Origin of the sequence: Halomonas sp. KM007, assembly GCF_050709225.1 — a bacterium.
GTDB lineage: Bacteria > Pseudomonadota > Gammaproteobacteria > Pseudomonadales > Halomonadaceae > Vreelandella > Vreelandella hamiltonii.
The window spans coordinates 1834800-1857014 of record NZ_CP136131.1 but is presented as its reverse complement, the minus strand read 5'-3'; the positions used below and the strand labels follow the sequence as shown (position 1 = coordinate 1857014).

Annotated in this window: 19 protein-coding genes and 1 pseudogene; 13 read left to right on the top strand and 7 right to left on the bottom strand. The window is 54.7% G+C overall.

The annotated features are described in order from the left end of the window. Window positions 1–177: 177 nt before the first annotated feature. The 6 genes from rdgB (at window position 178) to RVM27_RS08660 (ending at window position 4583) form a co-directional block, all read left to right on the top strand. Window positions 178–786, top strand: coding sequence for an RdgB/HAM1 family non-canonical purine NTP pyrophosphatase (gene rdgB / locus RVM27_RS08685; RefSeq protein WP_287804581.1), 609 nt, complete (start codon window positions 178–180; stop codon window positions 784–786). Beyond that, window positions 779–1948, top strand: coding sequence for a radical SAM family heme chaperone HemW (gene hemW / locus RVM27_RS08680; protein WP_287804579.1), 1170 nt, complete (start codon window positions 779–781; stop codon window positions 1946–1948). Before rdgB ends, hemW begins: the two co-directional genes overlap by 8 nt. Before the next feature lie 44 nt (window positions 1949–1992). Beyond that, on the top strand, window positions 1993–2664 hold the full coding sequence (locus RVM27_RS08675) for an OmpA family protein (protein WP_287804578.1): 672 nt from the start codon (window positions 1993–1995) through the stop codon (window positions 2662–2664). A gap of 76 nt (window positions 2665–2740) precedes the next feature. Continuing rightward, entirely contained in the window at window positions 2741–3586 is an 846-nt protein-coding gene (locus RVM27_RS08670) for a 23S rRNA (adenine(2030)-N(6))-methyltransferase RlmJ (protein ID WP_463004593.1), read from the top strand. A gap of 365 nt (window positions 3587–3951) precedes the next feature. Next, a complete protein-coding gene (locus RVM27_RS08665) occupies window positions 3952–4245 on the top strand; it encodes a type II toxin-antitoxin system RelE/ParE family toxin (RefSeq protein ID WP_044628576.1) in 294 nt (97 codons plus the stop codon). 14 nt (window positions 4246–4259) lie between these two features. Next, complete coding sequence (locus RVM27_RS08660) at window positions 4260–4583, top strand: HigA family addiction module antitoxin (RefSeq protein ID WP_199452083.1); 324 nt, start codon at window positions 4260–4262, stop codon at window positions 4581–4583. 43 nt (window positions 4584–4626) lie between these two features. Here RVM27_RS08660 and RVM27_RS08655 read toward each other — a convergent pair whose 3' ends face one another. Continuing rightward, complete coding sequence (locus RVM27_RS08655) at window positions 4627–6849, bottom strand: TOTE conflict system archaeo-eukaryotic primase domain-containing protein (RefSeq protein WP_498956363.1); 2223 nt, start codon at window positions 6847–6849, stop codon at window positions 4627–4629. Window positions 6850–7470: 621 nt separating this feature from the next. Here RVM27_RS08655 and RVM27_RS08650 point away from each other — a divergent pair. Next, a pseudogene (locus RVM27_RS08650) lies at window positions 7471–8857 on the top strand (IS1380 family transposase). A gap of 281 nt (window positions 8858–9138) precedes the next feature. Here RVM27_RS08650 and cls read toward each other — a convergent pair. From cls to RVM27_RS08620, 6 genes are all read right to left on the bottom strand, one after another. Next, entirely contained in the window at window positions 9139–10488 is a 1350-nt protein-coding gene (cls, locus tag RVM27_RS08645; RefSeq protein ID WP_498957759.1) for a cardiolipin synthase, read from the bottom strand. A gap of 125 nt (window positions 10489–10613) precedes the next feature. After that, window positions 10614–11372, bottom strand: a complete 759-nt coding sequence (locus tag RVM27_RS08640) for a ferric reductase-like transmembrane domain-containing protein (protein WP_498956362.1) — start codon at window positions 11370–11372, stop codon at window positions 10614–10616. A 122-nt stretch (window positions 11373–11494) separates the two neighbouring features. Further along, window positions 11495–12535: a L,D-transpeptidase family protein gene (locus RVM27_RS08635; RefSeq protein WP_081195058.1), complete on the bottom strand. Its 1041-nt coding sequence runs from the start codon at window positions 12533–12535 to the stop codon at window positions 11495–11497. Continuing rightward, on the bottom strand, window positions 12532–13362 hold the full coding sequence (lgt, locus tag RVM27_RS08630) for a prolipoprotein diacylglyceryl transferase (protein ID WP_081195060.1): 831 nt from the start codon (window positions 13360–13362) through the stop codon (window positions 12532–12534). The genes RVM27_RS08635 and lgt overlap by 4 nt, the downstream gene beginning before the upstream one ends. Window positions 13363–13380: 18 nt before the next feature. Further along, a complete protein-coding gene (locus tag RVM27_RS08625) occupies window positions 13381–14241 on the bottom strand; it encodes a F510_1955 family glycosylhydrolase (RefSeq protein ID WP_039181150.1) in 861 nt (286 codons plus the stop codon). 52 nt (window positions 14242–14293) lie between these two features. Beyond that, entirely contained in the window at window positions 14294–15898 is a 1605-nt protein-coding gene (locus RVM27_RS08620) for a multicopper oxidase family protein (protein WP_498956361.1), read from the bottom strand. A gap of 319 nt (window positions 15899–16217) precedes the next feature. On the opposite strand from RVM27_RS08620, the gene RVM27_RS08615 reads away from it, so the two are divergent. The 6 genes from RVM27_RS08615 (at window position 16218) to RVM27_RS08590 (ending at window position 21888) form a co-directional block, all read left to right on the top strand. Continuing rightward, window positions 16218–16415, top strand: coding sequence for a hypothetical protein (locus RVM27_RS08615; protein WP_144983648.1), 198 nt, complete (start codon window positions 16218–16220; stop codon window positions 16413–16415). A gap of 182 nt (window positions 16416–16597) precedes the next feature. Next, entirely contained in the window at window positions 16598–17119 is a 522-nt protein-coding gene (locus RVM27_RS08610; protein ID WP_498956360.1) for a Spy/CpxP family protein refolding chaperone, read from the top strand. A 79-nt stretch (window positions 17120–17198) separates the two neighbouring features. Then, on the top strand, window positions 17199–19478 hold the full coding sequence (locus RVM27_RS08605; RefSeq protein WP_096921765.1) for a heavy metal translocating P-type ATPase: 2280 nt from the start codon (window positions 17199–17201) through the stop codon (window positions 19476–19478). Continuing rightward, the gene (locus tag RVM27_RS08600) at window positions 19475–19669 is read left to right on the top strand and encodes a DUF2933 domain-containing protein (protein ID WP_016915536.1); all 195 of its coding nucleotides are present in this window, start codon (window positions 19475–19477) and stop codon (window positions 19667–19669) included. Before RVM27_RS08605 ends, RVM27_RS08600 begins: the two co-directional genes overlap by 4 nt. Before the next feature lie 522 nt (window positions 19670–20191). Then, window positions 20192–21364, top strand: coding sequence for an ImmA/IrrE family metallo-endopeptidase (locus tag RVM27_RS08595; protein WP_170919469.1), 1173 nt, complete (start codon window positions 20192–20194; stop codon window positions 21362–21364). Further along, complete coding sequence (locus RVM27_RS08590) at window positions 21364–21888, top strand: DUF4411 family protein (protein WP_081195070.1); 525 nt, start codon at window positions 21364–21366, stop codon at window positions 21886–21888. The genes RVM27_RS08595 and RVM27_RS08590 overlap by 1 nt, the downstream gene beginning before the upstream one ends. Window positions 21889–22215 lie beyond the last annotated feature (327 nt).

Here is a 22215-nt window from a genome sequence, read left to right as displayed (position 1 = left end):
TTTCATATCGTTATTCTTTTTTTATCTAAAAGCCAAGTTGTTGATTTATATTCTATAAATGAGTCATCTTCGAACGATTGGGCGGTAACGATAAAAATACGCTGGGTACACATTCCATGTGCTTTAGCTGTGTTTCTGTTCAGCGTAAACTGAGGCTCCCTGTTTGGAGGTTTCGATATGTCGACGGGTACGACGCTTGTCCTGGCCAGTGGAAACGCAGGAAAACTTAAAGAGTTCAATCAGTTACTTTCCCCGCTTGGGCTCGATGTAAGAGCACAGGCAGAGTTTGGCGTGCAAGACGTGGAAGAAACTGGACTGACCTTCGTTGAAAATGCGCTGTTAAAAGCTCGTGAAGCCAGCCGAGTCAGCGGGTTACCTGCCCTGGCAGACGATTCGGGGCTGGAGGTGGATGCACTGCAAGGAGCACCGGGTATCTATTCTGCGCGTTATGCCGGTGAGCCGAAGAGTGACGAACGCAACAATCAGAAACTGCTGGCGGCGCTTGCCGACTGTGCGGAAGGCCAGCGCAGTGGCCGCTACTGGTGTGTGCTGGTCTATTTGCGTCATGCCGAAGACCCTGTCCCCGTCATTGTACAGCGCAGCTGGGAAGGCGAAATTCTGGCGCATCCCCGTGGGGATGGTGGGTTTGGTTACGATCCTCTGTTCTGGTTACCGGATCAAGGCATGAGCGTGGCTGAGCTGGCGTCAGAGTCCAAGAACCGGTTGAGCCACCGCGGGCGTGCGCTGCACGATCTCGTGGATATCCTGAAGGTGGCGCATGGCTGAGGCACTGCCGCCCCTGTCGCTGTACATCCACACCCCGTGGTGTGTTCGCAAGTGCCCTTATTGCGATTTCAACTCTCACGAGCCAGGCGCCCAGGGGCTCCCTGAAGAGGCGTATCTGGCTGCGCTATTGGCTGATCTGGAGCACGATCTTCCACTGGCAGCCGAACGTCCTCTGCAAACGATCTTCATTGGCGGCGGGACGCCTAGCCTGCTCTCGCCGGACTTCTATCAGCGGCTGTTTCAGGGTATTCAGCAGCGTTTGGCGTTTGCACCAACCATCGAGATCACTCTGGAAGCCAATCCAGGTACGACCGAACAGCAGCGTTTCGTAGGTTACCGAGAGGCGGGTATCAACCGGCTGTCGCTGGGGGTACAGAGTTTTCGTCCGGTGCAGCTAGAGGCCCTGGGGCGGATCCATAGTGGGCAAGAGGCATTGACGGCCGTGGAGCAGGCCAGGTCGGCGGGCTTCGATAATATCAACATCGACTTGATGCATGGGCTTCCCCAGCAAACGCCTGAACAGGCCATGGAAGACATCGACCAGGCCTTGGCATTGGCGCCTGAACACCTCTCCTGGTACCAATTGACCCTGGAACCCAATACGGCTTTCTTCTCACATCCTCCTCCGTTACCGGAAGAGGAAGCGCTGTGGGACATTCAGGAAGCGGGGCATGTGCGCCTTGAACGGGCAGGGCTGCAGCGTTATGAAATATCGGCCTATGCGCGCCTCGGCTTACAAAGCCAGCACAATCTGAACTATTGGCGCTTCGGCGACTATCTGGGCATTGGAGCGGGTGCCCACGGCAAGTTGACGTGTATCGACGAGAATGGCCAATGGCAGATCGAACGCCGCTGGAAAACCCGCCAGCCTCATTCTTATTTGAGGCGTCTCGACGATCCACGTGGTTTCGTGGCCGGCAAACAGCCGATCGAAGCCGATGAGCTGCCGCTGGAATTTGCCATGAATGCACTGCGATTGACGGAAGGGGCAGGCCTGAAGACATGGCAAGCGCATACGGGTCAGCCTGTTGAACTGTTACTTGACCGTTTACAAATCGCTCACGAAAAAGGACTTTTGGTGGAAATGCCCGAAAAGCTGCGTGCTTCTCCTCAAGGTCTATTATTCTTGAACGAACTGCTGGCACTGATCAGTGATGAGTGAGCAGTGATAACAAAGGCAAAACCTAATCGTAAAAGGAGTGAGTGATGCGTATGTTCCGACTACTGACCCCGTTGGCGGCGGCTATTCTGGTGGCGGGCTGTGCCACCACCGACCCTTATGGTGGCCAAACACAACGCTCCAGTACAGCGGTGGGTACGGGCATTGGGGCAGCCATTGGTGCCGCAGCGGGTGCCTTGTCTGGTGATGGAAGCACTAGCCGTCGTGACCGAGCGTTGATCGGGGCAGCGGTTGGCGCTGCCGCCGGTGCTGGGGTCGGCGCCTACATGGACCGCCAGGAACAGCAGCTGCGCGAAAACCTGCAGGGATCACGTATCGAGATCGACCGTCGTGGCGATGACATCGTGCTGAACATGCCCAGCAGCGTGACCTTTGGTTTCGACTCTGCTGACCTGACCAGCGACGCACGCAGTGCACTCAATGAAGTGGCCAATGTGTTGACCCAGTACACGGATACCCGCGTCAACATTGCTGGCCACACCGACAGCACGGGCAACGCGGATTATAACCAGCGGCTTTCCGAGCGCCGTGCCGAATCGGTAGGGCGTTACCTGAGCCAGAATGGCGTTTCCTCCATGCGTCTGAACACCTTGGGTTACGGTGCGACTCGGCCGGTTGCCAGCAATGACTCCGAACAGGGGCGTGCACAAAACCGTCGTGTCGAAATCACGCTGACGCCGACAGGCAATGGCCAATAAGCCGTAAAAACTCTGCATTGCTCTAGAACGCCCGCTATGCTCCCATAGCGGGCGTTCTGTTTATATAGGCATCCTCATGCTGTCATACCAACACGCCTACCATGCCGGTAACTTCGCCGATGTTCAGAAGCATCTGACGCTCTATGCCGTCATCGATCATCTGTTACGTAAAAAATCAGCAATTACATATGTGGATACCCATGCGGGCAGAGGCTTCTATCCACTGGCTACCGCAGAGACACAGCGGCTGCTGGAGTATCGTGAGGGAGTTTTACCGCTCTGGCAGCATCGCCAGCAGTTGTCAGATCCGCTGCTTGGCGCCTGGCTCGAGGCCGTGGCCAGTGCCCAGCCAGACGCTGATACACTGGCCTGCTATCCGGGTTCTCCCTGGTGGCTCGCCCAGCGTCTGCGCTCGGAGGATCGGCTGACGCTGTTCGAACTGCACCCCGGTGAGCACGAACATCTCGCCAGCCAGTCGCTGCCCAAGCGGGCGACGCGTATCTTCGGCGATGGGTTGGTCGGCCTGCGCCATCAGGTACCGGCATCGACCCCCAGGGTGTGTGTGTTGATGGATCCCAGCTACGAGCGCAAGATTGAGTACCACGAAGTGGTGGAGAGCACGGCCTACGTGCTTGAGAAAGCCAGGCATGCCGTGGTGATGATCTGGTATCCGTTATTACCTGCCGAACACCATCAAGCGCTGCTGGCAGGCCTGCGTGACAGCGGAATTCGCAAGATCTGGCAAAGCGAACTGTTACTACGTTCCCCTGAAGCGGGTGCCCGCGGCATGTACGGAAGCGGCATGCTGGTCGTCAACCCCCCCTGGGGGCTGGAGGAGCGTCTGATCAATGCCATGGCTCAGGTAACGCCAAAGCTAAGCGTTCACAGCCGCTTCCGAACGTCCTGGTTGGTCCCGGAGTAAAGGTGGAGGAGTAGTCGAGTCTACTTGCCAATACAGAATATATAAAATCGTTTAAAAACAATGGATTGTAAATTTTTCGGAGCACAATCGGAGTGCAGAAATTTGCGAAAAAAAGTGTAACTATTGGCAAATTTCCTCTTCATCGGCTCCTGATGACCCAGTTTAAACTGGGATAAGTGGGAAACTGGGAGCCTTGTATACGCTTTTATCTCTATGAAATCAGTGCATTGAGATCTCTCTTTCAGCGCCTTCTGCCAAACAAAATTATAGTAACATCGTTTTCTAAACGGATCCCTTCTCATTTTGAACGGACTTGACGCACAACGTTGTTGTGCATAAAATGACTAAAAAGCGATCAGGTAACTATGGCGGTTGAATTCAGGGATATATGGCTAGAGGCTTTCTACGACGAAGACCAAAGCCACAAGAAAATACCCAGCACTATTGAAGGCGCTCTGTTCAGAAAGATTCAGATTCTGGATGCCGCGACGCAGGAGTCAGACTTGAGGATTCCGCCGGGTAACCGTTTTGAACATTTGCAGGGAAACCTTTCTGGATGGTGTTCCATTCGGGTTAACAAACAGTATCGCCTGATTTTTCGCTGGGAAGATGGCACCGCCCAAGATACATATCTAGACCCGCATGTTTACAAGGGCTAGAGGAGGTTATGGTAATGAGGAATACAAAACGTCGTCCAGTGACCGTTGGCGAAATGCTGGTCACCGAGTTTCTGGAGCCGATGAACATAGAAATCAGTGAACTTGCCGAAGCAATGGGTGTGCACAGAAATACACTCAGCCGGATTGCGCATGACAAAGGCACGCTGACAGCACCCATGGCCATCAAACTCGCAGCGGCTTTGGGGAATACGCCGGAGTTCTGGCTGAATATTCAGCACGCCGTTGAGTTATGGGATGTTCGTCATCGTGCCTATGAGCAGGAAGCGAAAAATGTGAAACGTGTAAAGCCTCATGTGCTGCCACTAAAGCAGGCCTGAAGCACTTTTTGTTTCAGCCATGTTTCCTCTTTCCTTTGGAAAGTTACAGCAGCCGGGTTTGCTGATCGGATTGGAAAAACTGGTACCCCATCGCCTTATAACCTTTCTCGCGCTTTCGGAACATGCGTTCAAGCATTGGCAGGCTGTTGTCCAGGTAGTCGTAGACAGTAACTTTCTGCTTGCCGTCGGCATCCCTGTGAATCCTGCCAGCATACTGCGACAGTGTTCCTTTCCAGGCTATGGGCAGGGCCAGAAACAAAGTGTCCAGCCGAGGCAAGTCAAAACCTTCACCAATGTATTTCCCAGTTGCAACAATAACCTGAGCTTCGTGCAACTGCGATTCGGCAGCCCGGCGTTCCTTGACTCGCATCCCGCCACGCAGCACAACCGACGTTATAGACTCAGCTTCCAACAATGTTGCCAGCGTCTCGGCATGCTCTCTTCGTTCGGTCAGCAAAAGACAGTTGGCCTCTTTTTGCACGCAGCGTACGACATCCTGAACAATATCCTGATTCCGGGCGTTGCTCTGGGCGAGCCAATGGTAAACCGATGCTATGTGTGGTCGTTCACCATTATTCTGAAAGATGTCCGTCGGTGGCGTTTCATGACGTTCTCGAACGATGACACGCTGGACAAACTTAGACCCATGTTCGGCCCTGACTTTGTGACGAACGGGTCCTGCGACCATAAACATGATTTTTTGGTGGCCATCCTGACGGTCAGGCGTTGCGGTGAGGCCTACAACATATCGGGCGCTGACTTCGTTAAGCAGCATCTCATAACGGGGAGCTGAAATGTGATGGCATTCATCGATGATGACCTGCCCGTATTCCCGGACCTTACTTGAGACCGTATTATCTTTTTTGTTGATCAGGCTTTGATAGGTGGCAACGTCGATCTGACCGGTAGGTTTCTTTTTGCCGCCGCCAATCACACCCACGGATGCACCCTCAATGAAGGTTTCCAGACGCTCCTTCCATTGATCCAGTAACTGACGACTGTGAGTGAGGATCAGCGTGTTTACCTGCCGCTTGGCGACAATGCCAATAGCGGTTACGGTTTTCCCGAAAGCGGTCGGAGCATGAAGTATTCCGGTATCGTGATCGGCAAGCGCCGTCACAGCCTTTTTCTGATCACGACGCAGCGTTGCTTTCAGGCTGACTTCCGGCAGCAATTGGCCAGACATTCTGCGGTCATCGATTTCTACCGTTATTCCCTGTTCGCGCAACAATGCCTGAAGATCATCAAAGCAGCCTCTCGGTACCGAGATATAACCTTGCTCAATCCGGGCACAGGATATGTAACGAGGGATGCCATGAGTTGAAAATCGAAGTGCCTGGGTTTTGAAAAATACTGGATTGGCAAAGCTCGCCATGCGCTTTATTCGTGCCGCCAGTGTCCCTGGTATGTCTGACAACTTCATATAAATGTGATTGGCCAGGGTAAGCGTGATACTCTCGGGACATCCTGAAATTATCCCTGTATCGACCGGTAAAGCTTGTTCCCACGGCAACGCAACGTCTGCTATCGCATCGGAATCAGGCTCATTTCCAGCCATATCTCGAAGCTGAGCCGGCGAAACGGTCTTTTGCTGACTAAGTAGCGCCCACTGATCCGGATACGGGATTAGCTTATCGTCGACGAATACAGTACATCCACGACTTCGCGCCTCATGCTGAAGCGGAAGGGCAATCAAATTGCCAAATCCACCATCGGGCATCGTATCCTGGTTGGGGAATAGCCGGTCATAAGAATCGAAGGACAGGCCCGGGTGGCGTTCCATTGCTTTGTCCAGCAGCTTGAACCCCAAAGCCCTCGCGGACCAGGCCGGAACGGCGTCCGAAAAGAAGATCCATAGGTGGGCACCCGCACCCGACCGGGAGATCTCTACAAGATAAGGGACACCTTCATCACGACAAGCCTGGGCCAGCGCACGAACATCTGCTCTCCAGTCCTCCTTATCAAAATCTACAGCCAGCAGATAACAGGAACTGTCCGGCAACAAAGGGTATAACCCTGCGACATGCTTGCCGGACAGGTGGTCATACACTGCACTGAAACCCAGAGGTTTAAATTTTTTGTGCGGGCACTCGCCGCACTTGATCCGGGGTTTCTGACAGATGCCCTGTGCCCACTCATTTGCACAGGCGACAGCATAACCGGAACGTCCATTCGAGCTACTTTCCCAGCGAACCGCATACACATCCTGTCGGCCGCGAAAGAGACCCCGGAATAACTCTGCTTTTTGATTGGGAGTCAATTGCATTGATGTGGGTGATTGTGCAGCTCGCTGAAGCTCGTTCCTCCGGGAAAGTAATGCTACTTTTTCCTTCTCAAGCTCAGATAACCTCAATGCAATGGCCGCAAGCTCTTCTTCTACTTGGATAAATGCCTCCCAACGCTAAATCAGTCAACCACAATAATCTTTCTTTGAATATTTGACTGATCCTATCAGATATAGATTCCTAATCAGTAAAACAAATGACCGCGTTTTCTTACCAGTAAACAGCCGGAGTCAATAAGAATGGCCCCGCGACCTTGGTTCCGGGTCATCCAGAATAGCACCTGCCACCGCCGTCAGAGTAATTGCGACGACGCTGTCCATAGGTAACCTCTGCTGATCAAAAGTGCCATTTTCTTTTATAGCCAAAGATATGCCTGCCCCGCCAATTTTTCGCTACGTCCGAATTTAAACTTTGTTCTGTTAGTACAAGCTATTGATTTATAAAGATTATTTTTGGTTTTCCTCTTGCATATTCTCAACCTCATGAGAATATTTAATCCCGGCTTATTCATGAGGCAGGCCTGAAAACGAAGATAGCGGATGGTATTCTCTATAAAAATCAGTGCATTCCGCCAAGAATCTGATTCAAGAGGACCATCCGCTATGGGTGAAAGCATATCTCCCTGGATTCCGACCTGCAACGGATCTATACGCGTTGAGCTCGACGGCCAACGCACCACCAGCGACAGCGGCGCTTTGCTGCTGCGTGAAGCCCTCGACAACAGCGGCGTGATCGACGCGCTGGAGGATAACTTGGTCGATAGACGCAACCCACTACGTATCCGTCACTCCCTGGCCAGTCAGCTGCGAACGCTGGTGCTGCAGCGCGCGATGGGCTGGATCGACCTCAGCGATACCGACACGCTGCGCCGTGACCCGCTCTGGCAACTGGCCTGCAGCGATGCGCGCGGCATGACGCCATTGGCTCAAGATCGGCCCTCTCAAGCCACATTATCGCGGCTGCTGGCATGTCTCGGGCGTAGCGACAACATCGATGCCGTACACGAAGGCCTGCTGCGACTGGTGGTCTGGCGTCTGACCTCGCTGCAGAACGGTGAACGTCCCAAACAGCTGACACTGGACATCGATGGTCTGCCGATTGAGGCTCACGGTCACCAGGGCGGCTCGGCCTTTCATGGTCATTACGGTGCCCGCATCTACTCGCCGCTGGTCGCATCGTTGGCGGAGACCCGAGACCGGCGACATGGTGGGCGGCTTGCTGCGGGAGGGCAATGCCGGCCCAGCCGAGGATGCCGACACCTGGATCCCTTATCTAGTACGGCGACTCAACGAGAGCACCGGTGCCCAGGTGCGAGTGCGCATCGACGCTGGCTTCACTGACAATGCGACATTGGAGGCCTTGGAAGAGCGCGACATCGAGTACCTGGGTCGGCTGCGTAGCCATACAGGTCTGCAGAAGCTGGCAGCGCCCTATCTCAAGCGACCGAGTGGCCGACCACCTGAGCAGCCTCGTGAATGGTGCCATGACCTGGCGTACCAAGCCGGCACCTGGCCGACGCCAAGGCGCGTGGTACTGGTGGTCCAAGAACGTCCCGATGACCTACTGCTGCATGCCTTCTTCCTGGTCACCAACCTCGGCAAGTTCGACTGGCCGCCGGAGAAGGTCCTGGCGCTCTACCGCAAGCGCGGCAGCGCCGAGGCGCACATGGGCGAAGTGAAGTCAGCGCTCGACGTGCACCTCTCCTCGACCGACCGCGGCGCTTCCACCGTTCAAGAGGTGATGGCCCGCAACGAAGTGAGTCTGCTACTGAGTCTCTACGCCTACCAGGTCTTGCATGGACTGCGCTGCCTCCTGGAGCGGCAAACCCACCAGGGCTGGAGCCTGAGCCGGATGCGCGAGCAAGTGCTCAAGATCGCGTCCACTATCTCGCTACACGCCCGGCGCATCACTGTTCACCTTGGCGATGCCGCTGACAAATGGTGGCCCACCTTGCTTAAGGGGCTACCGAAGCTGACCGCACTGAGCTGATACACGGTTGATATCACAACCGATCCAAGCGCAAGGCGGCCATCACGATGGCTGGCGATCACGGCTGCCCTGATGGCCGGAATCGATTACTGAAGGTTATATAGCAACAAAGAAACCGTACTATTTGGGTATATATCGGCAGGTATTCACACCGCAAATACGGCTGCTGGGAGTCGGTGCCAGCAACCTGGGGCTTCGCGATGCTCAATCAGCACACTCATGAATAAGCCGGGTTGAATGCAAAATCACAGGCCAGCGGGCAATAGAGTGATCAAGCACACTCATAAGACCGGCGCAAACAAATAGGCCGCTCGAGCCGTCACCCGATGCCAAAGCGGCTTATCGCTGATCTCTTCTGGCTGCATCTGCCGTGCCCGCGCGAAATCCGCCTTGAACATCGCATCAACCTCGGCGGCAAAGTCGGCGTCCATCACCATCGCCGTCACCTCGAAGTTGAGTCGAAAGGAGCGGTTGTCGAGGTTAACGGTACCCACTGCCGCACCGATTTCGTCAACCAAAAAGGCTTTGCCATGTAAGAAGCCCCCCTCGTAGCGATAGACCTCGACCCCCGCCTCGAGAAGCGAATCGAGAAAGGCATAGGCCGCAAAGTAGGTTAGAAGGTTATCTGGACGTTCGGGAATCAGGATTTTCACCTCTACTCCGCTTAACGAGGCTAGTTTAAGCATCGCCAGCACCCCCTCATCTGGCACAAAGTAGGGACTGGATATCCAGATACGCTCTTGCGCGGCGTGAATTGCCTGTTGAATCATCAGACTAGCCGTCTCAAATCGGTCTGCGGGCCCACTCGGAAGAATGAGCACCGGTGTACCATGGCCGCTTGGAATTAGCGGTGACCAGGGAAGCTCGGGGATTTCCTCAGTCGCCCAGTGCCAATCTTCAAGAAACACCAGCTGCAGCGCCAAGGCCGCAGGCCCCTCAATCATTAGGTGGGTATCACGCCACGGGCCAATTCGTGGGTGGCCTTCCAAGTATTCATCGCCAACATTGAATCCACCGACCCAAGCTCTTTCCCCATCGGCCACCATTATCTTGCGATGGTTGCGAAAGTTGAGCTGGAAGCGATTACCTGTCCCCCGCGTAGAATGAAAGCGATGTACTCGAACACCCGCCTCTTCCAGCGTCTGGAGATAGTGGCTCGGCAACGCATAACTTCCAATTTCATCGTATAGAAAGAAGACCTCCACGCCCTGCCTAGCCTTCTCAATCAGCCGTGCCTGCAGCGCCAATCCCACTGCATCAGCCCGAACGATATAAAACTGCACAAGCAGATAGCGCTCAGCAGCATCAATACCGGCAAACAAGCTCTCGAAGGTCTGCTCACCGTCGATCAGCAGTTCCACCCGGTTGCCACCTAGAAACGGCAGCTTGGCCAGCTGTTCGACACCCACCAGATGCTTGTCAGCGTGTTCATCCGAAACCCCATGAGCCCGCAGCTCGGCCAGTTTTTCAGCAAGCGCCTGCCCCAACACCGAGTTCTCGTCGCGTCGTGCAGAGACATAGCCCTGGAATTTCGTGCGGCCGAACACCCAGTAGGCTGGCACCGCCACATAGGGCAATGTGTTTAGTGAAACGATCCAGGCCACAGCTCCCTGAGAGGTACGGCTCGACATCATCGCATCCAGTGACGACACAAACCCAACCAGATGAGCAACTCCCACCACGAGCAGTAAACGACGCCAGAATCGACGTCGCCTGGAGGGCAGCGTTACTGCCCCCGGCTTTTCCCTTTCATCGCTCATGCTCCCCCTAAACCACCTTTTCTTCGCTGTAAAATCAGTTTTATCATTGCCGCAACCTGAACGGTAAAGACAATACTCACGAGCCCTACAAACCAGAACCGAAACCAATTGGGCCCAGACACCCCACTCTGGAAAACTAGATTCCTGAGACTCAGCTCATAATGTAGGAAGAGAAAGTAGATTCCATGAAGAGCAACTAGATAGAAAACCACATAGGCATAATTTTGAAGATGCTTCCATGTTGAGCTTCCCAGGAAGCGCATGGCCTTGTCGGATGATATGGCAAACAGGACGAGCCCAAAAAAGAGGGCGACTAACCCGACCATATTCGCAAGCCCGAACCCCGGATCCACAAGAACCGGGCCTGAAAGCCCCGCCAAAGGCAGCTCCTGATAGCCTAAAAATCCACGAATCGACCACCGTGCCCAGCCATCCCACACTAGAAAAGCATGCACAGAGGCAAAGATCGCAAACCAGATCCCGAAGGCTCGCCGCCAATTGACAAGAAAGCTCAATTGCCTAGGCCATATTTTCACCACAGGGCCTATCACCATGGTGACAAATAACAGGATAAAAGCAGCATCGCCTAAAGCACGCCAAGTGCGCATCTCAGCGTCCCACTCCATTCGGCTCAACCAAAAAAGATAAGCTGTCATGGCACCAATCAGTACAACAACGAAATGTCTTCCAATTCTATGACGCCTAGTCGACATACTGACTTTTTTAGCTATAACGTGATGGTTCATATTTTTCATACCTAGACACCACTTCATCGCAAGGCTAACCCTATTTCACATATGATTAATATCGACTTTATTCGGGTGCCTGGGAAGCTTGGCTGACTTTTCTCAGCATCCCAAACACCCTTATGAAAGCGTTAAAGACCCACCTCATAAAGCAATATCAAGGGTTGTGCTTGTTCTTCTAGAAGCTCATCCTGAGTTGGCGTATCGATGGGCACTACTTGACCGTCGGATCTCTCCAGCAGTTCTTGGAGTTGTGCATAATTTACCGATTGATCCAAGATGTACTGATTGAGCTTCGGCTGCATCTCAAGCAGTGCTTGTCTGCCGTGGTTCTGATTTTCAAGAAACTGATATACCTGCACGAACGCAGTGCCATCGTCCCAGCCGATCTTGACGGGCTGATCGACGATATTAACCTGAGTGCCTAAAGGCACAGCACCGAATATTGCTTTAACATCTTCCGGAAACATGCGTATGCAGCCACGGCTGGCGCGCATGCCAATGCCGTCCGGATCATTGGTACCGTGAATTAGATAACCAGGAATATCGAGCAGGATGGCATGCTTGCCGAGCGGGTTATCGGGACCCGGCGGCACCACTGAGGGTGCCGGTTCGCCTCGCGCCGCCGCTTCTTCACGCATGGAACGTGGCGGATACCAGGCAGGATCCTCAAGCCGCATGGTAGTGGTGGTAATTCCCAGTGGGGTGTTATAGCCATCTCGACCGATACCGATCGGATAGGTCTCGACTCGCGGCACCTCACCTTCGCCTATCTCCGGAAAATAGTAGAGACGTAACTCGGCGATGTTAATTACAATGCCAGTCCTCTCGGCATCGGGCAGGATATACTGGGCTGGCACGAGCACTTCTGTTCCGACGCCCGGCACCCAAAGACTGACGTTCGGATTAGCCCGACGGATTTCCTCGTAGCCCAGGTTATGGGTACGGGCGATATCGAGGAGCGTATCCGCCTCGTTGTCTACCACTACCTTATAGGCCTCACCAATCAGGTCACCGTACTCAGGCAACCTGTAGTGGCCCTGCGGCCACTCCCCCACGTCTTCAGCAAGCACAGGCGAAGTGCTCAGCAGCGTAGCGATAAGCAACGCCCCTAGCCCCGTTTTAATAATAATGGCAGTAATGGTGTTGGAGTGCCCAAGCGATAGTATCATTGTGTCCTCCTCTCTCGGCGGCGCAGATATAAACCGGGTTGGCTATGATTATCCACCGGTTGTTGGCGCGACCAGGTGATCAGCGCCATGCCGACCAGTATCATAGGGGCAGTCAGCAGCATTCCCATGGTGACCCAGCCAAACGCGAGGAAGCCGATGTGTTCATCCGGCAACCTCACGAATTCAACTGTGAAGCGAAACACGCCGTACAGCAGCAAAAAAAGACCAGAGATCAGACCTCGCCGCCTCGGTTCAGCGGAAAGCCACCACAGCAGCACGAACAGCACCACCCCTTCCAGGGCGAATTCATAAAGCGCAGAGGGGTGTCGTGGCTCTGGGCCCATGTGGGGAAACGGCATCGCCCAGGGCAGGTTGCTGACGCGCCCCGGCAGCTCGTGATTGATGAAATTGCCGATTCGCCCTGCACCAAGACCGATCGGCACCAGTGGTGCGATGAAGTCGGTTAGGGCAAAGAAGCCGAGCCGATGCTTTCGCGCAAACCATAGCGTCGCCGCCAGCACCCCGAGCAGTCCACCATGAAAGCTCATACCGCCTTCCCAAACTTTGAACAGCCATAAGGGGTTGGCCATAAACTGTTCTATTCCATAGAACAGGACATAGCCCAACCGGCCACCAACCACTACGCCTACCGCGGAGTAAAAGATCAGGTCGCTAATGTCATCGTGGGTTAGCTTAAGCCGATTAGCTCTAAGGCGCCCAAGCCACCAGGCGGCGCCGAAGCCCACCACATACATCAGGCCATACCAGTGAATCGCGAACGGGCCGAGGCTGATGGCCACTGGATCAATCTGGGGATATTGCAACATGTGGTATCTCCCAATTCATTAGAGGTGCGACCAATCGCGCCCACCGTTATTACTGATCAGCAGTTGATTGAGGTCATCAACCGCCACCAAACGCTGGGAGTCGTGCGGATCCAGCGCCAGATGCATCAGATAGCGCTCTTCCCAGCCACGCTTGACTACCTCCCAATCCCGGCTGCCCTCCCCAACTCTCAGCAAGCCTACCCCTATCATGAAGGCGTAAAGCTCTCCTTGGCTGGCCACCACCAGGCTCGTAGGGCGACGCTCAGGGTATACTTGTCGCCATCGTTCGCCTCCGTCAGGACTCATCAATAGCCCGGTTTGGGTGGCGGCATAGAGTTGTTCGGGATCACGGCTCGAGGCAGCCAGTGAAATCAGCCCGGCCGGCGCCTGGGCGCGAATCTGCCAATTGGCTCCACCATCCTGGCTGACTTGGAGCTGGCCACCATTAGCCCCATAGAGCACGTCGGGACTGGCCTCACTGATGGTCATCTGATGAAAGTCCACCGGGCCATCAACGCCGATAGCTAATTGTGACCAGCTGCGGCCTGAATCCCGGGACTTAACCACGCCGAGGTTGCCACCCCTGGCCGGGTGGCCGCTGGCAAAGAAGGTCTCGGCTTCTTCCGGGTGAGGAGCAAAACCCATGAAGTCATGGGTCTCCTCCGAGACCCGGCGGGCCATTCCATCACTACCAACGGCATAGAAGCCATGATGGGTGGCCAACCATAGTCGTTCGCTATCCGCTCGATCGACGGCCAGGCCGTGAATATGGGTCTGCTCTCGCAGTTGCTCAAGACTGATACTACTCGGTTCTCGGGAGCAACCTGAAAGCAAGGTAAGCAGGAAGGCCACGGCGAGTGGCCAGCGATAATAGGTCATGACATCACGTCCTTATCAGTCGTCAGGTGGGCTAGAGCAAAACAAGGCACGTTTAGCTGATACGGATCGTTGCCATCATGCCTAGCTCTTCGTGTTCGATGATGTGGCAGTGGAACAGCCAATCGCCGGGCTTGAGGAACACCATGCGCAGCCTGAGACGCTGATAAGGAGCCAGGTTGACGGTGTCCTTCCAGGCCAGCCAGGGCGCGTCTCGCCATTCCCTGTCAGCATCGCGGGTAGCGATCACCTGAAAGTGGGTGCCATGCACATGGAAGGGGTGATCCATATGGGAGTTATTGAAGACTTCCCACTCCTCTACCTCGCCAACCTGCCCCTCAAACAGGACGTCGTTCATGGCAAAGGCACGGCCGTTGATCAGAAAATCCACCTTGGGTCGAACCGCTCTATCATCGTCGCTAGCGTGACTCGCCCCATGCCCCGGCCCATGGGTTCCGTGATGGCTGTCACTGCCGCCGTGGCCGGCATGCGGATCGCCATTCACCGCACCGTGATTGTCATGGTCTGGCATCACCTCGGTCAGTTCCACTTGACGTCTCACCACTGGTTCGCCTAGGGGTTCGATATGGGACAAGGGGTCAGGTAACGCGACGGCGGGGTATACGCCAGTATTTAGGGTATGAATCGATAATAGCGAAGCAATCTCGTCCAGATGTGCCGGCTTAGCCCCCATCCAACCACGTGTATAGGGATGACTCGCCAGCTCAAAACTCCTTTCAGATTTCTCGCTGATGCGTACTAGCAGATCGACCCGCTCACCCGGGGTGAGCAGCAACTCTTCGAGTGGTTGTGGTCGCTCGATCAGCCCGCCATCGGTACCGATCAGGGTCAACTCGTGATCTTCCAAGCGTAAACGCAAGTACCGGCCAGCACAGGCGTTGACCAGCCGCAGCCGCAGAGTAGTGCCCGGCGCCACATCAAGACGTGGCTCGCGTTGGCCGTTGACCAACAGAAGCTCCCCCTCGCGTCCATTCATCCAATCTTCGCTGGTATGGGGCGCCACTTCGCCATTCATATTCAGGCGCAGGTCGCTGACCACTAGCAAATGCTCTTCCACCTCCGCGGGCAACACGCCTAATCGGGGCCTGACCAACAATGCACCCGCTAAACCATGAGCTACCTGACGCGCAGTACCTTCATGTGGGTGGGGGTGAAACCAGTGTAACCCTGCACTCCCCCTATGAAAAACATAACGATAATGTCGTGACTCTCCTGGTAATACGGCTTCCCAGGGTGCCCCATCTTGCGACTGGGGCACCGGTACCCCATGCCAGTGCAGCGTCGTTTCCTGCTCAAGCTCATTTATCAGCGTAATGTCTAACTCATCCCCCTCGCGCACCTCAATCAATGGCAACACTTTACCGTTGTATAGCCACAACTTTGCCTCCAGCCCATCGCTCACTGGCAGCGCATGGGCAGCGGGGGTTAACACACTTTGAAAGCGCCCAACCTGATCACTCAAGTTTGCAATCCGAGGCAATGGTTGAAGGGGTTGTCCTGCAGGGATGCTAGCGTTATCTAGCAGAGCTGTTGGTGACGCCTGTGTATGCCGTCCGGCCAAAGCGTGAACCAATAGGCCAGACCCAGATAGGGCAATACCACCCAGGGTGGTGTAGCGAAGAAATTCGCGACGTTTCATGGCTATTCCTCGTGATTAAAATCATCATCTTGGCCCGCCATAGGCGAGCTGAACGTTCAGCGATGAAGGTTTAAACGCGAGGAGGGCGATCAAAGAGCGCGCGCGGAGCTGGCGACCAGTTGACCAGATAACGAGGCAAGGTCGACGTGGCGGAGGTTGCGTCTTCGATAAGCAACGCGAGATTTACCGCACACTGAGCACAGGGCATACAGCACTCTGCCATATGGGAGGCATCGTGGTCGCCAATGCTGACCGACCCAACAACTTCGATCGCTCCACTGGCTAGATCAATGTCAGTGAACAGACAAGGTTCATCTTCATGATGATCCATCGCCACGACTATCAATGGCTGCGCCAAGGCAAGGCTTATCAGCAAACAAAGCAGCCATTTAAAAGTGGAGCAATTCATGACAAAGAAGTAATCACTATCGAGTGGAGGATATTAAGAGTATTTCATGGCTTCACAGACACACGCAACCCAAGTGCAGCAGGCAGGTTGCCGAATTACCAAAATTGATACAGGTCAACAAACTGCCTACTTTCACGCCCTGAGATGCCTTAGGCATGCCTGAATGCCATATTGAGAATTGACCTAGGTGCTACACATAGCCTCAATACTTCAGGCATCGGCCTTTGATATAGGCCTGTCGCTGATATAGGCCTGTCGCTGATATAGGCCTGTCGCTAAGGAGAACGACCATGGATATTCGCAAGCACACTCTCGCCTTCGGACTCACCCTGGCCCTCGCAGCCAGTGGTACCGGCATTGCTTTCGCCCAGGGAATGATGGGTGACCAAGCGGGCCAGGGACGCTCCATGATGGAGGGCGGCATGGGTTCCGGCATGATGGGCGGCGGCATGATGCCCTGCCCGATGATGGGCGGCGCCGGCATGGACATGATGTTGATGCTCGATGATGATCAACGCAGCGAGATGCGTGAGCTGATGCAGGAGCACCGACCTGCCCAGTTCGAACGCATGGGGCGGATGATGAACCTACGCGACGACCTGATGGCGGAGATGCACGGCGATCGCCCAGACCCTGATGAGGTTCAGGCGCTACACGGACAGATGGCCGAGTTGCACGGTGAGATGATGGCCGAGATGGTGCGCATGCGAAATGCCATGCATGACCTGATGAGCGACGAGCAGCGCCAACAGCTTGAGCAGGCCACACCCGAGGGCGGCGTCGATCCTGACGACCATGACGCCCACCACTGACCGAGATGTCACTGCGTAGGCATTAGGACGGACGGCCAACCCTGGCCGTTCTCTCATCAACGCCAGCAGGAGGTACACGATGTCCGATTCGACCCCGAACACAATCACCCTGACGGTGCCCGGCATGGGCAGCGACCACTGCGCCGGCATTGTGCGCAAAACGCTCGAACGCCTTGATGGCGTGGGCGTGATTCAGACCAATATTGCCAATCACCATGTCAGTGTGACCATCAAGGCAAGCGGGCCCGACGGCGACACCTTGAAGAAAGCCGTCGAAGGAGCAGGCTATGACGTGGCTGCCGTGCAGAGTGATCAGGAGGACGCCGAGAGCGACTCCGAGATCGAGGAGGCCTATCTAAGTCAGGCTCGCAGGCGACTGATCATCGCCGCGATACCCACCACCCTGATCATGCTGCTAATGATTCCGCACATGTTCTGGCAGCCAATTCCCGGCTATCTGGCCATCGTGGCACTGCTAGCCTTCCCGGTGGTATTCCTCTATGGCGGGGCAGCCACCCACAAGTCGACCTGGCGCTCGTTGAAAAACGGAACCTTTAATATGGATGTGCTGATCTCCATGGGCAGCCTGCCGCCCTACCTGATTGGCCTGGTCGGCTTTTTCTACACCATGACCTCGTTCATTGAGATGGCTGCCACCATCATGACCTTCCACTTGCTGGGCCGTTATTTGGAGGCACTAGCCAAAGGGCGCGCCTCCCAGGCTATTCGTCGCCTGATGACGCTGGGCGCCAAGACAGCGCGGGTGGAGCGCGACGGCGAGGAAATTGAAGTGCCGGTGAAAGAGCTCACGCCCGGTGACATCATGATCGTGCGCCCCGGCGATAAAATCCCCACCGACGGCGAAGTGGTCGAGGGTGAGAGCCATCTCGACGAGTCCCTCGCTACCGGCGAGTCGATACCGGTCTACAAGAGCACCGGCGACAGCGTGATCGGCGCCACCATCAACAAGGAGGGCCGATTGCGGGTCAAGGCGACCCGCGTCGGCGCCGATACTTTTCTCTCCCAAGTGGTGCGTCTGATCGACCAGGCTCAGGGCTCACGGGTGCCAATCCAAGAATTCGCCGACCGTATGACCGGCCGCTTCGTGCCAGCGGTACTGGCTATTTCACTGGCTAGCCTGATTGCATGGGCGCTGTTTCCAGACGTCCTGCGGCCGATTCTGGACTGGGGCGCGACCTTCCTGCCTTGGGTGAATCCAGATGCCAGCACACCAACGCTAGCCCTGATTGCCGCCGTCGCCGTGCTTGTCATCGCCTGTCCCTGCGCCCTCGGCCTAGCCACCCCCACCGCGCTGATGGTGGGCTCCGGTATCGGTGCCGAGCGCGGCATCCTGATCCGCTCCGGCGAAGCGATCCAGACCTTCAAGGACGTCAAAGTGATGGTGCTCGACAAGACCGGCACCATTACCCGCGGCGAGCCGAAGCTCACCGATGCCGTCACCGCCGAAGGAGTCGAGGAAACGCGCCTGCTGACCCTCGCCGCGAGCGTGGAGAACGCCTCGGAGCACCCCATCGCCCGGGCCATCGTGGATGGTGCCAAGGAACGCGATGTGAAGCCCGGTGAGGTCAGCGATTTTCGCTCCACCGGAGCGCGGGGCGTCTCGGGCAAGGTGGGCGATGAAACCGTGCTGATCGGCAATCGTCGACTGCTGGAAGAGGAAGGCGTGACAGGCCTTGAGGCTCTTGATGACGCCATGGCAGAGCTCGAGGGCAAGGGGCGCACCGTTGTGATCGTCGCCGCCGACGGTCAGGCCCTGGGCCTGGTGGCAGTGGCCGATACCCTCAAGGAAAAATCCGTAGAGGCCATCCGCGGCATGCATGACCTGGGCCTGCACGTGGTGATGATCACCGGCGACAACGAGCGCGCCGCCCGTGCCGTAGCAGACGAGGTGGGCATCGACGAGGTTCAGGCCGGGGTGTTGCCGGAAGGTAAGGTCGATGCCATCCGTAAACTTCAGGAGAAACATGGCAACCACGTGGCCATGGTCGGCGATGGCATCAATGATGCCGCGGCGTTGAAGCAAGCCAACGTTGGCATAGCCATCGGCGCGGGGGCAGATGTGGCCATTGAGGCCGCCGATGTGACCCTGGTGCGCGGCGAACTGACCGCCGTGGTGGATGCCATGCACCTATCTCGCGCCACCTTCGGCAAAATCGTCCAAAACCTGATCTGGGCCAGCGCTTATAACGTGGCAGCCATTCCCATCGCCGCGATTGGTCTGCTGCACCCGATGATCGGCGTCATCGCCATGACCGCAAGCTCTCTCTCCGTCATTGGCAACTCGCTGCTACTCAAGCGGCGCTTCGCCACAAACAACCCACAAGGAGACGCCAAATGAACCGCATTCACCACTGGATGATGACTGCTTGCTTAGTAATTATGGGCGTGGCCATGTTCTTTCTAATGTGGCGCGGCCAGTCACTGGGCACTGGGGCCTGGCTGTTGCTTCCCCTGACACTCTGTCTTGGCATGCATTTCCTCATGCATCGCCATTTCGGTCATCATCAAAGAAATAAGGATGAGAAGTGAGCCAGCGTCATTGCGTTCATGAAATCGATGTCTTCGGCATCAAATATAGCCAGTACTAGCTTCAGTCTTCCTTAAAGAGACAGGTGGCCAAGTAGTGACCACCTGCTATTTAAATATATAGATTTTGCTGGACTAGCATAGGTACTACTCAATATCCTGGATTTGAATATAGATAGAAAAAATAAAAACAAATAAAAACAAATACTTAATTTAACAAGAAGGAAATAACCATTGCCCTACTACCCAAACTGCATGGGCATAAGCTAGCAAGCAACCGGCCAGTTACTAAATCATGATCGCCAAAATATTCAGGTTTCTCGCTCTGTTCCTTGGCAACCGTAGTGCTAATGCTGGATGATGGCAATTCCAACTAGATGCTGACGCGTCCGAATTGCCAAAATAACGAATTATGCGGGAAAACACGCTGTCCTCCTCTTTATATCCTCTATTCTAAAGAGCTAAGCTGATTCATTCACTATGTACGTACCGGCACCCAAAATACCGGTGGGGTTAGGACTAGACATGGCCAAAGCAAATCCAGAAATTCTCAAGTGGGCTCGAGAAACTGCTGGCCTAAGCCTCGAGGAGGCGGCTAGCAAACTAGCCCTTGGCGGAAAGAGAGTGACCGGCTCAGAAATGTTGGCAGCGTATGAAGCGGGTGACCGTTCACCCACTCAGCCCCAATTGATGAAAATGGTTAAGCATTACCATAGGCCTTTCATAACTTTTTTTCTGCCTACTCCGCCGCGTAGTGCCTCGTTGGGCGAAGACTTCCGTCGTCTTCCTGAGGCGAAGCGGGATGAGCATCAAGGTAGCGTAAGCGCTCTTGTTCGTGACATCTACCTTCGCCAATCACTAGTTAAAGATGCTCTTATTGACAAAGAGGAGGACGTGATTGTCGATTTTGTGGGTAAAGGGCAAGTCACTTCAGCCGTAGATAGTGCCTGCCGTACAATAAGGGACTATTTTGAAATCGATATTGCCGCATATCGAAGAAGGAAAGGTGCCCACGAGGCATTCAAATATCTCCGAGAAAAAATCGAGATCAAAGGGATTTATGTGTTGCTCATTGGAGACTTGGGCAGTAATCATTCTTCAATCAATACCGAGGCCTTTCGCGGCTTCGCTCTCTCTGATCCTATTGCACCCTTTGTAGTAATCAATCAGAACGACTCGAAATCAGCCTGGTGCTTCACTCTGCTTCATGAAGTGGTACACCTGTGGCTGGGGAAAACTGGCATCAGCGCCCAGACGCACGAACACAAAATTGAGCGTTACTGCAACGATGTCGCGAGCCACATCCTGATTTCAGCAGATGAGGTGAGCGAGGTCTATGAAGCTGCCATGCAGTCGGAAGAGACCTTCGTCATAGCGCTGCAGCGGGAGGCAGGAGACCTCAATGTTAGCGCTTCACTGGTAGCGTACCGGCTGTTTCGTAGCAATCTGCTCAACCAAGCTCAATGGGAAAGGGCTAGCACTGAGCTTCGTGAGTTGTGGCTGAACAGTAAGGCCAAATCAAAGGAAAGCGAGTCTGGCTCAAGTGGAAATTTCTACAATACGCAGCGCCATCGTGCAGGAGGCGCTCTTATCAGCCTTGTTCGTCGTTCGCTACAGGATGGCGTTCTAACTGAAACCAAGGCGGGTCGTGTTCTGGGAGTTAACCCAGGTAATGTCGCTGAAATGGTAGGATTTTAATGCCTGACAAACAAAAAAAGCTGTTTCTTCTCGACGCTAATATCATCATTCACGCCCACGATTATTACTACCATATGGAGAGAGTGCCAGAATTTTGGCGCTGGCTTGAGTTTCATGCTGGCGATGGTTCTATCTGTATGCCGCTTGAGACAATTGATGAGATAAAAGGCGGCACAAAGGCACAGCATGCAAACTTGGCTAAAAGCCGAGAGATACGCGACCTCCTTGTTTTACAAGAAGAATTTGATGTGGACCTATTGAACAGAGTGCTAGACGAAGGATATGGATCAGACCTCGATGAGATAGAACTTGAGAAGGTTGGGAAGGATCCATTTTTAATCGCTTACGGTCTTCGGGATCCAGTCAACAGGATTGTGGTATCCAATGAGATTCCTAAACCCTCGGCACGTCGCAAGAACCGTAAAGTTCCGGATGTGTGCGATGATATGGGAGTCCGTTGTTGTACCGTTTATGCGCTATTACGCTCACTGGACTTCCGCACTAATTGGCGTGACAGTATTTAATGCCAGCTTTAGTTTGACGAATCACTGCTCCAGACATCGTCGCCTGTCAATTTTCTTGTCAAAACAGTGCAAGCACATTTTCACGCCGCAGCCGCAAACTCGAAATTCCTCGGCTTCTGATAGCCTGGTTAGAAAGGAGCTGGCACCTGTCGTACTCCATCTGAATACATGACACATGCTGCTTGGCGGCTAATTATGCCGTTCAAGGAATGCGAAATACGCTAGCAACCTAAACTACCTTTCTTTCTCCTCGTGCCATTGCTGGAAATATTTAGAACGTCCGCGGGCCGACTGAACCCTTATTTCGAGCCACGAGGGTCGCTAGCA